The sequence below is a fragment of the Mycobacterium sp. genome (assembly GCF_035623875.1).
Taxonomy (GTDB): Bacteria; Actinomycetota; Actinomycetes; order Mycobacteriales; family Mycobacteriaceae; genus Mycobacterium.
This window is the reverse complement of the sequence record NZ_DASPSP010000095.1, coordinates 22319-36690: the sequence shown is the minus strand read 5'-3', so window position 1 is coordinate 36690 and position 14372 is coordinate 22319. Positions and strand designations below refer to the sequence as shown.

General features: G+C 65.9%; 17 protein-coding genes. 11 read left to right on the top strand and 6 right to left on the bottom strand.

Annotated features, from left to right (window positions below):
* Both VEI45_RS07830 and mhuD read right to left on the bottom strand, forming a co-directional pair.
* On the bottom strand, positions 1–1328 hold a 1328-nt coding region (locus tag VEI45_RS07830; RefSeq protein WP_414687427.1), incomplete at its 3' end, for a serine hydrolase.
* The gene (mhuD, locus tag VEI45_RS07825; protein ID WP_069394751.1) at positions 1303–1620 is read right to left on the bottom strand and encodes a mycobilin-forming heme oxygenase MhuD; all 318 of its coding nucleotides are present in this window, start codon (positions 1618–1620) and stop codon (positions 1303–1305) included. The genes VEI45_RS07830 and mhuD, both read right to left, overlap by 26 nt.
* Positions 1621–1784: 164 nt before the next feature.
* On the opposite strand from mhuD, the gene VEI45_RS07820 reads away from it, so the two are divergent.
* The 5 genes from VEI45_RS07820 to VEI45_RS07800 all read left to right on the top strand — a co-directional run bounded on the left by VEI45_RS07820 (position 1785) and on the right by VEI45_RS07800 (position 4818).
* A complete protein-coding gene (locus VEI45_RS07820) occupies positions 1785–2396 on the top strand; it encodes a TetR/AcrR family transcriptional regulator (protein WP_324851855.1) in 612 nt (203 codons plus the stop codon).
* A gap of 114 nt (positions 2397–2510) precedes the next feature.
* A complete protein-coding gene (locus VEI45_RS07815) occupies positions 2511–2963 on the top strand; it encodes a nuclear transport factor 2 family protein (protein WP_324851853.1) in 453 nt (150 codons plus the stop codon).
* Entirely contained in the window at positions 2960–3364 is a 405-nt protein-coding gene (locus VEI45_RS07810) for a hypothetical protein (RefSeq protein ID WP_324851851.1), read from the top strand. The genes VEI45_RS07815 and VEI45_RS07810 overlap by 4 nt, the downstream gene beginning before the upstream one ends.
* Positions 3365–3416: 52 nt before the next feature.
* Entirely contained in the window at positions 3417–3980 is a 564-nt protein-coding gene (locus VEI45_RS07805) for a hypothetical protein (protein ID WP_324851849.1), read from the top strand.
* Between the two features lie 79 nt (positions 3981–4059).
* A complete protein-coding gene (locus VEI45_RS07800; protein ID WP_324851847.1) occupies positions 4060–4818 on the top strand; it encodes an alpha/beta hydrolase in 759 nt (252 codons plus the stop codon).
* Between the two features lie 6 nt (positions 4819–4824).
* Here VEI45_RS07800 and VEI45_RS07795 read toward each other — a convergent pair whose 3' ends face one another.
* The gene (locus VEI45_RS07795) at positions 4825–5733 is read right to left on the bottom strand and encodes an A/G-specific adenine glycosylase (RefSeq protein WP_324851845.1); all 909 of its coding nucleotides are present in this window, start codon (positions 5731–5733) and stop codon (positions 4825–4827) included.
* Here VEI45_RS07795 and VEI45_RS07790 point away from each other — a divergent pair.
* Together VEI45_RS07790 and VEI45_RS07785 are read left to right on the top strand one after the other, a co-directional pair.
* A complete protein-coding gene (locus VEI45_RS07790) occupies positions 5732–6355 on the top strand; it encodes a carbonic anhydrase (protein WP_324851843.1) in 624 nt (207 codons plus the stop codon). The two genes, VEI45_RS07795 and VEI45_RS07790, sit on opposite strands and share 2 nt — an antisense overlap.
* Positions 6356–6444: 89 nt before the next feature.
* Positions 6445–7245 carry a hypothetical protein gene (locus tag VEI45_RS07785; protein ID WP_324851841.1) on the top strand — a complete coding sequence of 267 codons (801 nt, stop codon included), beginning with the start codon at positions 6445–6447 and terminating at the stop codon, positions 7243–7245.
* 16 nt (positions 7246–7261) lie between these two features.
* Here VEI45_RS07785 and disA read toward each other — a convergent pair whose 3' ends face one another.
* From disA to VEI45_RS07770, 3 genes are read right to left on the bottom strand one after another with little or no spacing between them, the layout of a single operon-like run.
* Positions 7262–8374 (bottom strand): DNA integrity scanning diadenylate cyclase DisA, encoded by a 1113-nt coding sequence (gene disA / locus VEI45_RS07780; RefSeq protein ID WP_324851839.1) that lies wholly within the window; start codon positions 8372–8374, stop codon positions 7262–7264.
* Complete coding sequence (radA, locus tag VEI45_RS07775) at positions 8374–9795, bottom strand: DNA repair protein RadA (protein WP_324851837.1); 1422 nt, start codon at positions 9793–9795, stop codon at positions 8374–8376. Before radA ends, disA begins: the two co-directional genes overlap by 1 nt.
* 31 nt (positions 9796–9826) lie before the next feature.
* Entirely contained in the window at positions 9827–10411 is a 585-nt protein-coding gene (locus VEI45_RS07770) for a hypothetical protein (RefSeq protein ID WP_414687426.1), read from the bottom strand.
* A gap of 314 nt (positions 10412–10725) precedes the next feature.
* On the opposite strand from VEI45_RS07770, the gene carD reads away from it, so the two are divergent.
* From carD to VEI45_RS07750, 4 genes are all read left to right on the top strand, one after another.
* Complete coding sequence (carD, locus tag VEI45_RS07765; protein ID WP_045382876.1) at positions 10726–11214, top strand: RNA polymerase-binding transcription factor CarD; 489 nt, start codon at positions 10726–10728, stop codon at positions 11212–11214.
* A 34-nt stretch (positions 11215–11248) separates the two neighbouring features.
* On the top strand, positions 11249–11929 hold the full coding sequence (gene ispD, locus VEI45_RS07760; RefSeq protein WP_324851832.1) for a 2-C-methyl-D-erythritol 4-phosphate cytidylyltransferase: 681 nt from the start codon (positions 11249–11251) through the stop codon (positions 11927–11929).
* Positions 11926–12411 carry a 2-C-methyl-D-erythritol 2,4-cyclodiphosphate synthase gene (gene ispF, locus VEI45_RS07755; RefSeq protein WP_324851830.1) on the top strand — a complete coding sequence of 162 codons (486 nt, stop codon included), beginning with the start codon at positions 11926–11928 and terminating at the stop codon, positions 12409–12411. The genes ispD and ispF overlap by 4 nt, the downstream gene beginning before the upstream one ends.
* A 189-nt stretch (positions 12412–12600) precedes the next feature.
* The gene (locus tag VEI45_RS07750; protein ID WP_324851828.1) at positions 12601–14370 is read left to right on the top strand and encodes a dihydroxy-acid dehydratase; all 1770 of its coding nucleotides are present in this window, start codon (positions 12601–12603) and stop codon (positions 14368–14370) included.
* Positions 14371–14372 lie beyond the last annotated feature (2 nt).

The window sequence follows — 14372 nt, the reverse complement described above, 5'->3', positions numbered from 1 at the left end:
TTGGCGATCTGTAGCATCCAGCTGGTCACGCTGGGCCCGTGATCGCGTCGCCAGTTCAGCTGGAAACTCACCACCCACGGCTGTCCGGTCCGGTCGACGGCATACCAGCTGAACGTCAGGTCGCCCGGCAGGCCACCGGCTTTCGCGCCGACGTACGGCCATTCCCGCCGATCCAGGTTGATACCCGGAGCGGCCGCCAAGATCTGCTTGACGGGGGCGGCTTTACCTACCGCGCCGGCCTGCAGCGCCGCATGCACCCGACAGATGTCCTCGGCGCTGCCATACCATTCGGCGCCGTAATCTGAAGCCGGAACGTGCGCGCGCATCGGATCCGGTTGATAAACACGGGAATTAGCCTGCCGTAGCAATTGCTCCCGAGCCTGCGGGGTAGCCTGCTTCCACTGCTCGCGCAGATCCGGCTGCCCCCAAGCAACCGAGAACAACTCGTACATGGTCGGGAAGGGTGTCATGGCGGCCGGGTCGTGATGGCCTGTCTCAGCCAACGCGGCCTCGACGGCCTGCGTACCGACCTTCCCGATCAGCATGTCGGTGGCCATGTTGTCGCTGGTGGCGATCATCTTCTCGGCGGCAGTCCGCACCGAAATGTGTGCTCCCACTGGCAATTCCATTCCCGAGCCGACCGCCTTGCCCTTCTCGGTGACGGTCAGCTGGTCATCCCAGGACACCGTTCCGGCCTTGACCGCGTCCGCCACGGCGTCGAGCACATACAACTTGAAGATCGACGCCAGCGGCAGCGACTCCACGGTGTTGGTACCGGCCACCCGATCGCATTGCCCGTCGTTGACCTTGGCGACCTGCCACGAGTAGCGGGCGTCGGTCTTGCCCAACACGGTATCGATGTCACGCCACGAGGAAATCGTCGGCGGTTGCGTGGTGATGTCGAATCCGTCCACCAACGTGTCGTCGCCGGCATGTATCCGGATGTCTTGGCGCCCACCGTAGGACGTGATCAGTTGCAGTGTTGCTGCGCCGGCCTTGATGTCGACCCCGCTCAGCGTGAACGGCCGGTCCCACCAGAGTGCTTCCATGCTGGCCTCGACCGGCTTGACCATGTGGCCTGTGGCGAGGGTGGCAACTCCGATCGGGCCGATGGGCCAGTCCGAGTTGAGCATGTCCAGGGTCTGCTGGGCGCGCAGACCGGCCGGAGTCCTCATATCGATCTGCCTGCCGGCGCCCGCTGCGTTGGCGGACGGAGTCGGCGGCGGAGCGCAACCCGAGGCCAGGGCGCCGACCAGCGCGACGGCCGTCAGTGCCGCGACGCGGTGCCGGACCTGGCGCGGGTTACGCCTTCTGACCGGATCCGGCAACGTCCAACACAACCTCGAATTCCAGCAGCGACGCGCCGGTCGCCACGGGGTTGGCCCGGTGGCCGGCGTGGGCCTCGATAGCCGGACCGGTAGCCCATGCCTGGAATGCCTCTTCGGACTCCCACTGCGTCACCACGAAGTACCGGTCTTCGCCCTTGACCGGGCGGAGCAGCTGAAAGCCAAGGAAGCCCGGCGAGTTCTCGACCGCGTGCGCGCGATGAGCGAACCGCTTCTCCAGTTCGGGGCCGGCGTCCGCAGGCACCTCGATTGCGTTGATCTTCACCACTGGCATGCCGTTAGGCTACCGTGCGCCCATCGGCGCCCAGGCGACGATGCGGGAGTTCCGACTACCGTCGTTGACAGTCAACCTTGCATCGGGGTAACAGGAGCTTTGTGTCGGGAACCGAAAAGCCGGGCGATAGGATCCGGCAGCGTCGGTCTGGCGGTGGGCGCCCGTTGGATACGTCACGCGATGCCGCGATTTTGCAGGCGGCATTGGAGGGGCTCGCTGAACGTGGCTATGACCTGCTGACCATGGACGAGATCGCGGCGCGGGCGCATGCCGGCAAGGGTGCGTTGTACCGCCGCTGGCCATCAAAAGCCGCGTTAGTCGCCGACGCTGTGATTGCCTGGCGGGATCAGCTGGGTCCGGTGGCGGTTCCGGATACGGGTTCCCTGCGCGGAGACATTGCGGCGCTGCTCGAGGCCCTGCCCGAATTCGACCAGGCTGAGCAACGGCAGGTGGCGGTGCTGTTCGGTTTGGTCACTGCGGCCCGCCGGGATCCGGAACTGAGCGCGTTGCTGTCCGGCTTGATCGTGGAACGGCCCCGGCAGGCGGTGGCGCAGATGCTGGAACGCGCGGCTGCGCGTGGCGAGATTCCCCGGGGGCGGGATCTGAGCCTGGTGCCCGACGTGGTCATTGCGATGAGCTCGCTGCGGTTCCTGCTCGGCGAGACGCCAGACCGCGAGTTCGTGCGCCATCTGTTCGAGGAGGTGGTGTACCCGCTGGTGACTGCTCCGGCCGACGGCCCCACAGCACGTGCATCCCGCCCACGGCGTCTCCGCTGATTCGTAGACACGATGGAAGCCATCCCGTATCGTTCCGATACGGAATCGTTCCGTATCGGAACGAGGAGAACTTACCGGCGCCCGTAATCGCAGCCACATTAGGAGGTGCGCCCGATGACATCGACTGCGAATGAGCAACTCATCGAGGCTTATTTCCGCATGGTGAAGGAGGACGACTATGCGGGAGTCGGGTCCATCGTGACCGACGACGCGACATGGACCATCATGCCGATCGGCTACACGTGGACGGGCCGCCGCGCGATCGAATCTATGGCCGTGGCGGCTGGCCGGAGCAGGCGACACGACCAACGCTCACACATTGAGATCAAGAACTGGTTCACCGACGGAGAGCATGTGTGCGTGGAGTACAAGCACAAGCTCATTGTTCGAGGGCTCGGGCTGCGACTGACGGCCGACGGCTACTGCTTGGTCTTTCATGTGCGCGATGGCCGATTCGACGCAATCCGCGAATACATCAACCCGCCCCACATCGCGGCAGGGCTCATCTTGTATGCCTTGTTGCCAGTACTGCCCTATCTGAGCAGGAGGAGGCTGGCGCGATCATGACCCAAAGCCGGCATCACCAAACAGTGTCCTTCGGTCGCTCCTGGGATCTTATCTTCGTTGCAGGATTTACCATCTCGGCCGGATTGGCCGAGTTCGTCACGGGGTTTTCGCACACTTTTCTCGGGATTACTACATCCAGTGCCGCGCTGTTCACTGTTGCCGCCGCCGCAATTGGTCTGTCGTACTTGGCATCTGGTGTCCTCATGCTGACCATGAAGAAGTGGGCGGCCACCGTGGCTCTCACCTTGCTCGGCATCGACATCGTCGGACGAATCCTACTGGCACTGACGGGCTTATATCCCACCGATAGTGCCAAGAATACGTTTTCGTTCATCGCCGGTACGCTGATTGTGGCTCTCGTGGCCCTATATGTCGGATGGAAGCGGAAGTCCCTCACTTAAATGAAGTTTAGGTTCCGCTCGGGAGCGTATGAGTGCGAGCAGGAGGTCATTCATGCGCGCTGACACGCAAATTGGTGCGCGACGGCTTCGCCGGATGCTCGTGATCCTGCTGGCTCTTGGTGGTGCCGCTGCGGCTCTGTTCTCCTTGCCGAGACTGGCCAGACACAACATGGATCGCGCCAGACAGAGCAACACGATGATGCGATTTCTTCGGTCATATAACGGCATCAGGCTCAAGCGTGCGGGAACTAAGCGTTCGGCCACCGCGATCCTCACCCATGTCGGGCGCCGCAGCGGACGGACTTATGAGACGCCGCTTGGTGCGTGGGCCTACGGCGACGGTTTCGTATTGTCGCTGGCATACGGCAGCGGCACCGACTGGTGCCGTAACGTGCTGGCGGCGGAGACGTGCACGCTCGCCTGGAAAGGGCAGACATACGAGCTGGAGCACCCGGAGATCATTTCCGGATCCGCGGTGTTGCAAGCGTGGCCCGTGTGGGAGCGGATCGCGCTGCGCGCAGCGGGAATCGAGGATTTCTTATGGCTGCATCGAAAGGAAGAGCGGGGCGGAGGCTCCGAGCAAGACCACCCGCTGGCGCGGGATGGCGCACGATGAGCAGGTCATCCTCCGCCGGTCTCTTCACCGTGGCACGCGACGAGGGGACCCGGACAATCAAACCGGGCAAGATAGGTGCATGCCCACCGACCTGCTGATGCGCCGCGGTGGACGAGGCGAGCCGGTGGTGTTGGTGCACGGCCTGATGGGCCGTGGCAGCACCTGGTCGCGTCAGCTGCCCTGGCTGACCCGGCTGGGCGCTGTCTACACCTACGACGCGCCTTGGCACCGCGGTCGTGAGGTGGACGATCCCTACCCGATCAGCACGGAACGCTTCGTGGCCGACCTCGGTGACGCGGTGGCCGCGATCGGCGCGCCGGCGCGGTTGGTCGGGCATTCCATGGGCGCCCTGCATTCCTGGTGCTTGGCCGCCGAGCGTCCCGACCTCGTCTCGGCGCTGGTGGTCGAAGATATGGCACCGGACTTCCGGGGACGCACCACCGGCCCGTGGGAGCCGTGGCTGCATAATCTGCCTGTCGAATTCGACTCTGCCGAAAAGGTATTCGCCGAATTCGGGCCGATAGCAGGCCAATACTTCCTAGAGGCGTTCGACCGGACCGCGACTGGTTGGCGGCTGCACGGTCACACCTCGCGGTGGATCGAGATCGCAGCCGAATGGGGCACCCGGGACTACTGGGCGCAATGGCAGGCGGTGCGATCGCCCGTCCTGCTGATCGAGGCCGGAAATTCGGTCGCTCCGGCGGGCCAGATGCGCTTGATGAGCGAAAATGGTTACCGGGCAGAGTATTTGCATGTGCCCAGAGCAGGCCATTTGGTTCACGACGAGGCGCCGCAGCTCTATCGGCAGGCGGTCGAATCGTTTTTGGCTTCGACTTAGCCCTCGTCAGCCCACGTCCCCGGCCAACGCGAACCGACCGTCGGTCGTCTGTGTCACCAGGCCGTCGGCAAGCAATGAGTTCAGCGCTCGTTCGCGCTGCTCGATATCCGTCAGCCAAGCGACGTCGAGATCGGCACGAGTGACTGGGAACTCACTGTCGCGCAGGACATCCAACAGGCGGCCGCGAACCTGGCGATCTGTTCCGGCATAGCTCTGCGGGCGACGCGCCGGACCCTGCGCGGGAGGGTAGCCGGCCTGCCGCCAACGGCACCCAGTTAGTGGGCATAGCCCACATCGCGGCGTGCGCGCGGTGCAGACGATGGCGCCGAGTTCCATCAGCGCAGCCGAAAACAGATGCGCTGAATCATCGTCGGGAAGCAGCGCGGACACGTCGGCGTAATCGCGGACCGTCGATGCCGCGGCAGCGTCGGCTCGGCCATGCACAGCGCGGGCTACCACCCGGCGGACATTGGTGTCCACCACCGGCACCGGCTGACGGTAGGCGAAGCACGCCACCGCGCGGGCGGTGTAGCTGCCCACCCCGGGCAGCGTCAGCAGGACGTCGACGTCGTCGGGAACCACGTCACCGTGGTCGCGGGCGATTACGGTCGCACACCCGTGCAGGCGTTTGGCCCGCCGCGGATAGCCCAACTTGCCCCAGGCGCGCACGACGTCTGCCGCACTGGCCGCCGCCGTCGCCGATGCCGTCGGCCACCGCACCACCCAGTCGCGCCAGATCGGCAGCACCCGCGACACCGGAGTCTGCTGCAACATGAACTCGCTGACCAGGATCTGCCATGCGGTGACACCGGGATCTCGCCACGGCAGGTCGCGTCGACACCGGTCGTACCAGTCGAGAAGTTCACTCGGCGTTGGTGAGAGCTTCATGGCCGCCTGCGGCAGAATATTCGGCATGCCGAATACCAACCCGATAACCGCGTGGAAAGCACTCAAAGAGGGTAACGAGCGGTTTGTCGCCGGCCAGCCGGAGCACCCGAGCCAGAGCGTCGAGCACCGAGCCAGCCTGGCGAGCGGCCAGAAGCCAACCGCCGCGGTGTTCGGCTGTGGGGACAGCCGGGTGGCCGCCGAGATCATCTTCGATCAGGGCCTGGGCGACATGTTCGTGGTCCGGACGGCCGGGCATGTCATCGACTCCGCGGTGTTGGGCTCGATCGAGTTTGCGGTGACCGTGCTCGGCGTGCCGCTGATCGTGGTCCTAGGGCACGATAGCTGCGGTGCGGTAAAGGCGACGCTGGCTGCGCTCGACGACGGTGCGCTGCCGGGTGGTTATGTGCGCGATGTGGTCGAGCGGGTGACGCCGTCGATCCTGCTGGGCCGCCGCGAGGGCTTGACCCGCCCCGACGAGTTCGAGGCGCGCCATGTGGCCGAGACCGCCGCGCAGCTGCGGGCCAGGTCGACCGCGATCGCCGAAGCGGTGAACGCGGGAACGTTGGCGATTGTGGGCGCGACCTACCACCTCGCGGACGGGCGAGTAGTGCTGCGCGATGCGATCGGCGACGTCGGAGACGAGCCCTAGGCCGCATAACGATCGCCGACCTCAGCTAACTGGGCGACACGCCGAGTTCGGTCGGACCTGTCGACGTGACCTGGGCTTACCGTGTGAACGTGCTGGATCTGGAACCGCGGGGCCCGCTGCCGCCGGAGATCTACTGGCGACGCCGAGGATTGGCGTTGGGCATTGCGGTCGTCGCGATTGGCATCGTGATCGCGATCATCGTTGCCGTTCTGAGCAGCAGCGCCGGCGCCAACACCACAGGTGGCAAGTCTGGCAATGCGGCCGCGCAGAAACCCGGGGCCGCGCCTGGAGCGGCCCCGGAGGTGAAGTCTCCGGTGGTGCCGCCGGCGGTGCAGAACACAGAACAGCCGGCCGAGACGCCGACGGCAGCCGTGCAGCCGCCGCCGGTGCTCAAGGAAGGTGACGACTGCCCGGACTCCACGCTGGCCGTGCTGGGCCTCACCAACGCGCCCCAGTTCGTCATCGGTGACCAGCCGAAGTTCACCATGGTCGTGACCAATATCGGTCTGGTGGCCTGCAAGCGTGACGTGGGCGCGGCTGTACTGGCGGCTTACGTCTATTCGCTGGACAACAAGCGGTTGTGGTCCAACCTGGATTGTGCGCCGTCCAACGAGACATTGGTCAAGACGTTCGCGCCGGGCGAGCAGGTGACCACTGCGGTGACCTGGACCGGCATGGGGTCGGCGCCGCATTGTCCGCTGCCACGGCAGCCGATCGGACCCGGTACCTACAACCTTGTTGTGCAGCTGGGAAATCTGCGCTCGGCCGCGGTCCCATTCATCTTGGCGCCGCCGCCACCACCGGGCGCCGTGCCTCCGCCGGTGCCCGGACCACCCGGCCCGGCGCCCGTGGGGCCACCGCCTGGTCCGCCGCCCGGCCCCGGCGGCTAACCGAACTCGAGTCTTCCTACCCGAGCTGGTCTGCGATCGTCGACTCGGCCAGATGCGAAAGCCCCTCGCGCACCTGCCGCGCCCAGATTGCGCCGATGCCCTCGACCGCCTCCAGATCGCTGGCACTGGCCGCCAGCAGACCTTGCAGCGACCCGAACTCCCGGACCAGCCGGTCGGCGTGCGCGAACTGCAGCCGGGGGATACTGGCCATCGCGCGATAGCCGCGTGAGCTCATCGCCGAGTCCTGGGCTTCCGTCGTTGGTGGATACCCGAAAACCTTTGCCAGCGTGGTGAAGTCGAGCAGCTCGGTGTCGGACAGGTCATCCAGCTCGTCGAGGATTGCCCCGACCTCCGCCTTGGACAACGGTTCGGGGTTGGCGTGGTAGTCGCGCACGATAAGCTCGCGTGCGGTGTCGTTGCCGCCGAGCAACTCCTCCAGCTGAAGCCGCAGCTGACGTCCATCGGTGCCCAGCTCGACGGCGTCGTAGTCGATGACCAGACCGATCCGGCGGACCAGCTCAAGCCGCTGCACGACCGTCATCACATCGCGCAGGGTGACAAAGTCTTCGATCTCGGCCCGCGACAGTTGTCCGCTGACCTCGTCGAGCCGCGTCTTGTACCGCTCCAGCGTGGCGATGGCCTGGTTGGCCCGCGACAGGATGGTGGCCGAGTCGGCGAGCACGTGGCGTTCGCCGCCGAGGTAGACGGTCACGATGCTCATCGAATGGCTGACCGAGATTACCGGGTAGCCGGTATGGATGGCGGCCCGCTCGGCCGAGCGGTGCCGGGTACCGGACTCGTCGGTGGGAATCGACGGGTCAGGCACCAGCTGCACGTTGGCCCGCAGGATCCGGCTGCCGTCGGTCGACAGCACCACCGCACCGTCCATCTTGCACAGCTCCCGCAATCTGGTCGGTGCATAGCGCACGTCGAGCGAGAAGCCGCCGTCGCAGATCGTCTCCACGCTGTCGTCGTAACCGAGGACGATCAGGGCACCGGTCCGGCCGCGCAGGATGCGTTCCAGGCCGTCGCGCAGCGCGGTCCCCGGTGCCAACCGCGCGACGGCCTCACGCAGGGTGGGCCGCGGCGGCGGCGCGGCACCGATTGGGGTTACTTTGCCAACAGTCATCAGGCGTCATTCTGCACTACATCCAGCCGATGCGGTGGCGTTGGTGCGGTGCCGCGGTGTTCGGCGATGTCGAGCATGTGCTCTAGCGCTGCGACGATGGTGGCCGCCTCCAATGCTTGCAAACCCGTCGGCACCGCATCACAGCCCGGCGGGATCAGCGCCGTCGTGAACCCTTGCCGAGCGGCTTCGGCCAGCCGGCGCTCTATGCCGCTGACCCGCCGCAGATCCCCCGCCAAACCGACTTCACCGATCATCACCGCGGTGGCGGGCAACGGCAGGTTCACGTACGCCGAAGCCAACGCGATCGCGACCGCCAGGTCCGATGACGGATCGGTCAGCCGCATACCACCCACGGTGGACAGGTAGACGTCATTGACCGCGACCTTGAGGCATGCGTGTTTTTCCAGTACCGCCGCGATCATCGCCGCCCGGGCATGGTCGATCCCGCTCACGGCGCGTCGCGGTGAGCTACTCGAGGGTGTTGCCAGCAGCGCCTGGACTTCGCCGATCAGGGGGCGTTTGCCGTCGAGAGTCACTGTGATGGCAGTACCCGCAACGGGCTGCGGGCGCTGATCCAGAAAAAGCCCGGACGGATCAGCGACACCCTCAATCCCATTGTCCTGCAAGAGAAAACAGCCGACTTCATCGGCCGGGCCGAATCGGTTCTTCACGCCGCGGACCATGCGCAGCAATGAGTTGCGGTCGCCTTCGAAATGCAGCACAACATCGACCAGGTGTTCAAGCGACCGGGGCCCGGCGATGGCCCCGTCCTTGGTGACATGGCCGACGAGGATCAGCGGCACACCGGTGGTCTTCGCTGCGGCGGTCAGCGCCGTGGTCACCGCGCGCACCTGCGTGACACCGCCGGCGACGCCGTCGGCGTCAGTGCTGGACATGGTCTGCACCGAATCGACGACGACAAGCGTGGGCGCCACCACCTCGATATGGCTGAGCACTGCTTGCAGATCGGACTCCGCCGCCAGGTATAGCTCGTGATGGCTGCAGCCGGTCCGGTCGGCGCGCATCCGGATCTGACCGCGCGATTCCTCGCCGGAGACGTACAGCGCGCGGCGCCCGGACGTCGCCCATTGATGGGCGACCTTGAGCAGCAGCGTCGACTTGCCCACCCCCGGATCGCCCGCGAGCAGGGTGATCGAGCCGGGCACCACGCCGCCGCCCAGCACACGGTCGAGTTCGTCGATACCGGTAGGACAATGCCGGGTGCCGCGCGGCTCGATAGAACTGATCGGAACCGCAGCCGAGGACGGCGCTACCGAGCGGCGGGTAGCGCTTCGGACAGCGCTGAGCACGGCCACCTCGTCGACAGAACCCCAGGTGCCGCACTCCAGACAGCGTCCCACCCACTTGGCGGTGACGTGGTGGCATTCCGAACAGCGATACTGCGAACGCGCCTTGGCCACCCGGTGACCGTATCGGCCGGGTACGACAGATCTACGGATGTTCGGCCGACAACGGCGGGCCCTCGGGCGCCGAAATCGGCACCGCCAGGCTGACACTCCCGGCTTTCTCGAAATTGAAGGTGAAGTTGTAGTTCGGGCCGTTGGTGATCTGCTTGTCCAGCGCCACCGTAGCCTTGACGGAGTCGGCCGCCTCGACGGCGTCCACGGCCTTCCTGTTCTGACCGTTCGGATTTCCGACGAAGAGCGTCCCACCGGCAGGCAAGGTGGGGTCGCCGGTCACGGTCACCTTGCCGATATCGGTGGAGATGCCGACCAGCTTGTCGGTGACATCCGGGGACTGGTTGATGACAACCAGCAGCAGATCCACCGTTGCGCCCGGACGCAGGAAGTCACCGTGCTGCAGCGCCTGGATGCGGACATTGCGCAGCGCGACGTTGTTGATAACCGCATGGTTGCCGTCGACGGCGGATTCCTGGCTGGCGGTTTGCGAGAGCTGCCCGACGCTACAGCCGGCCAGCGCGACGGCACCGATCAGGCCACCCGCGGCGAGCGCGGCGACCCGGCTGGTGCGGCGGTTCGAGAGGGCTTTCGAGTCGCGGTAGTCGAAGCGATTCACTCCAAGCCTCCTACTCGGCCTACTCATGGCACTGCGGTTCGACTATGCACAGTAGTAGGTCGGCAAAGCGGGCGGTAGCGGAGGGCGCTAGAGCGGGATGAGCGCCACGCAGTATGATCCTGACCGTGCTGAACTGCGCAAACCTGGAGCCCTCCGGGGCGCGCCCAACGGGTTCCCGTTAGGTCGGTGCATTGCATGAAATTTGCTGTCTGTCAACCCCCTATCTTCACGTGCGGTGCCCCTGACCTGCACCGTTGTTCCGCACGTGTCGGGGCCGCGTGTTAGCATGGAGTAACGAAAGGGGCTCGAATCTGATGATTTTCAAGGTCGGAGACACCGTTGTCTATCCACACCACGGTGCTGCGTTGATCGAGGCGATCGAAACCCGAACCATTAAAGGGGAGCAAAAGGAATATCTCGTCTTGAAGGTGGCGCAGGGAGACCTGACAGTTCGAGTACCCGCTGAAAACGCCGAATACGTCGGAGTCCGCGATGTGGTCGGCCAGGAAGGTCTCGACAAGGTGTTTCAGGTGCTTCGCGCACCACACACCGAAGAGCCGACCAACTGGTCCCGCCGTTACAAGGCCAACTTGGAGAAGCTGGCCTCCGGTGACGTCAACAAGGTCGCCGAGGTCGTGCGCGATCTGTGGCGCCGCGACCAGGAGCGTGGCCTGTCGGCCGGCGAGAAGCGCATGCTGGCCAAGGCCCGGCAGATTCTGGTCGGCGAGTTGGCGCTGGCCGAAAGCACTGACGATGCCAAGGCGGAGACCATCCTCGACGAGGTTCTGGCGGCGGCTTCCTAGTCGCGTCTTGAATCCCTAACGCGCAGGGGCCGGGGTGACAGGCACAGTCGCGGTGGTCCCTGCCGCCGGGTCGGGCGAACGGCTGGCTGCCGGTGTACCCAAGGCGTTCTTTCACCTTGACGGACACACCCTGGTCGAACGCGCCGTCAGCGGCTTGCTGGAATCTGGTGTCGTCGACCGCGTCGTGGTGGCTGTGCCTGCGGACCGGACCGGCCAGGCCAAATTGATCCTCGGCCGCGAGGCGACCATCGTCGCCGGAGGGGCCAATCGCCGCGAGTCGGTGAGCCGGGCGCTGGCGGCGGTCGCAGATTCAGAAGAACCCGACTTCGTGCTGGTCCACGACGCGGCGCGGGCCCTGACGCCGCCTGGGCTGGTGGTCCGCGTGGTTGAGGCGCTGCGGGCCGGGCATTCGGCTGTGGTGCCCGCACTGCCGCTGTCCGACACCGTCAAGGCCGTCGATGCCAATGGGGTGGTGCTGGGAACGCCGGAACGGGCCGGCCTGCGAGCCGTACAGACACCGCAGGGATTCGCCACCGAGTTGCTGTTGCGCGCCTACCAGCGAGCTGCCGACCTTCCCGGGGCGGATTTCACCGACGACGCGTCCATGGTCGAGCACATCGGCGGTCAGGTACAGGTGGTCGACGGTGACCCGCTGGCCTTCAAGATCACCACGCGGTGGGATATCTTGCTGGCCCAAGCGATTGTCAAGCAGTGAACGTCCGGATCGGTCTGGGCACCGACGTGCACGTGATCGAAGCCGGTAGGCCGTGCTGGCTGCTGGGTCTGCTGTTTCCCGACGTCGACGGGTGCGCCGGGCATTCCGACGGCGACGTGGCCGTGCATGCGTTGTGCGACGCGGTGCTGTCGGCGGCCGGACTGGGCGACATCGGCGATGTGTTCGGTGTCGACGATCTACGGTGGGCCGGTGTCAGCGGGGTCGACATGCTGCGTCACGTCGCCGGCCTGATCAGCCGGCAGGGCTACCGGGTCGGCAATGCGGCCGTGCAGGTCATCGGCAACCGTCCCCGTGTCGGGCCGCGCCGTGCCGAGGCGCAACGGGTGTTGTCGGACCTGCTGGATGCCCCGGTGTCGGTGTCGGCCACCACCACCGACGGGCTGGGTCTGACCGGGCGTGGTGAGGGCCGGGCCGCGATCGCGACAGCCTTGCTGGTGGCGGTCGAAGGGACCGTCGGCTAGCCGCTGCAAGGGCCACGACTGGCCAATCGAACTCGCATTCATCGCTGGCGAACAACGATCGTTCGCGCTGGTCAGCAAGGCCTCATCCGCTCGTCCCCAGAATCACCTGCTGTCGGGTGCTTGCGTGGCGGCCAGCGATGGGCTATACAGTTGAGTAACAGATTGCACATTTGTATAGCGAGGTGTCAAATGCCCAGCCCAGAAGAACTAACCGGATCGGCGAGCGACCGGGTTCAGCCCCGCAGTCCACGGGACGCCCGCCCAGGCGGCGGACCTCCAGTCAACGGCGATCACTTCGCCGGTGATGTGGAAGGAACGATCATGCGGGCCTTTCTGCGGGCCGGCGGTTTAAGTAAGGACGAGGTGCGGCGGCGCCCGATCATCGGGATCTGTTCCAGCTATAGCGAGCTCAATCCCTGCAACGGGGGATTGCGCGACTTGGCCGAGTCAGTGAAAGCGGGAGTCACCGCGGCCGGTGGAACCGCGGTGGTGTTCCCCACCATCTCGTTGCACGAGAACATGATCAAGCCGACCACGATGCTGCTGCGCAACCTGATGGCGATGGACGTCGAGGAGATGATCCGGTGCAGTCCCATCGACGGGGTGGTGCTGCTAGCCGGCTGCGACAAAACCGTACCGGCGCAGTTGATGGGCGCGGCCAGTGCGGGCAAGCCGGCCATCATGCTGACCGCGGGCCCGCGCAGCTGCGGTTTTTTTCAGGGACGTTCCATCGTTACGACAGACATCTGGACGTTGGGGCCGGACCGGTTCGCCGGGCGCATTGATGACCAGGAGTGGGACGAGCTCGAAGGCGTCTTCGCCCCGACGGTCGGGGTGTGCAACGTGATGGGAACCGCCACCACGATGGCCATCGCCGCCGAGACCCTCGGCATGGCATTACCTGGGTCGGCGGTGGTACCCGCGATCGAATCGCGTCGGCGCGATCTGGCCGAGCGCACCGGGGTGCGTGCGGTGGAGCTGGCCCGGGCCGGCATTCGCCCCGACGACATCATGACTCCGGACGCCTTCGACAACGCCATCCGCGTGTTGTCAGCCACCGGTGGTTCGACCAACGAATTCATCCACCTGATGGCGATCGCCGGGCGCCTGGGTGTGACCCTTGGGCTCGACCGGTTCGCCGACATCGGCGAGCAGATCCCGCAGGTCCTCGGTGTTCGCCCCTCGGGGCCGTTCGCGCTGGAGGATTTCGACCATGCCGGCGGCGTCCCCGCTCTGTTGGCGGTACTGGAGCCGCTGTTGGACCGCGACTGCGTCTTGGGCGATGGGCGCACGGTGGCCGAAATCGCCGCGGCCTTCCGCGCCGCCAAGCCGCGGCCCCACCCCTGCCTGCGAACACTCGACGACCCGTTCCTGGACAAGAGTGGCCTGGTGGTGTTGCGTGGTTCGCTTGCTCCGCGGGGAGCGATTTTCAAGCGATCGGCCGCGCCGCGCAAGTTCTGGACCCACCGCGGTCCCGCCGTCGTGTTCGACTACCACACCGCTCACGAGCGGGCGGCCGATCCCGGATTGCAAGCGTCGCCGGACAGCGTCATCGTGTTACGCAATGCCGGAATCGTGGGAGCTCCCGGTATGCCAGAGATCGATTTCGTCCCGATACCGGCCGTTCTCCGCAAGGCGGGCATCACCGAGCTGGTGTGCGTGACCGACGGACGCATGAGCGGGACCGAAGGGGGCCCCACGGCACTACACGTCACCCCGGAAGCGGCCATCGGCGGTCCTATCGGACTGGTTCGCGACGGCGATGAGATCGTGCTCGACGCCATCGCCGGCAGGCTCGATCTGTTGGTCGACGAGCAACAGCTGGCTCGCCGGACAGCCGAAAACCCACCCGCCACTGCTCCGCCTCTCCGCGGCTACGAGCGCCTCCACGCCCAGCATGTCCTGCAAGCCGACCAGGGCTGCGACCTCGACTTTCTGGTCGACCAAAGCCAAGTGTGAAA

Coding starts and splice junctions, on each gene's coding strand:
- mhuD (WP_069394751.1), bottom strand. CDS start 1,620: ATGCCAGTGGTGAAGATCAACGCAATCGAGGTGCCTGCGGACGCCGGC.
- VEI45_RS07815 (WP_324851853.1), top strand. CDS start 2,511: ATGACATCGACTGCGAATGAGCAACTCATCGAGGCTTATTTCCGCATG.
- VEI45_RS07810 (WP_324851851.1), top strand. CDS start 2,960: ATGACCCAAAGCCGGCATCACCAAACAGTGTCCTTCGGTCGCTCCTGG.
- VEI45_RS07805 (WP_324851849.1), top strand. CDS start 3,417: ATGCGCGCTGACACGCAAATTGGTGCGCGACGGCTTCGCCGGATGCTC.
- VEI45_RS07800 (WP_324851847.1), top strand. CDS start 4,060: ATGCCCACCGACCTGCTGATGCGCCGCGGTGGACGAGGCGAGCCGGTG.
- VEI45_RS07790 (WP_324851843.1), top strand. CDS start 5,732: ATGCCGAATACCAACCCGATAACCGCGTGGAAAGCACTCAAAGAGGGT.
- VEI45_RS07795 (WP_324851845.1), bottom strand. CDS start 5,733: ATGCCGAATATTCTGCCGCAGGCGGCCATGAAGCTCTCACCAACGCCG.
- disA (WP_324851839.1), bottom strand. CDS start 8,374: ATGACTGTTGGCAAAGTAACCCCAATCGGTGCCGCGCCGCCGCCGCGG.
- carD (WP_045382876.1), top strand. CDS start 10,726: ATGATTTTCAAGGTCGGAGACACCGTTGTCTATCCACACCACGGTGCT.
- VEI45_RS07750 (WP_324851828.1), top strand. CDS start 12,601: ATGCCCAGCCCAGAAGAACTAACCGGATCGGCGAGCGACCGGGTTCAG.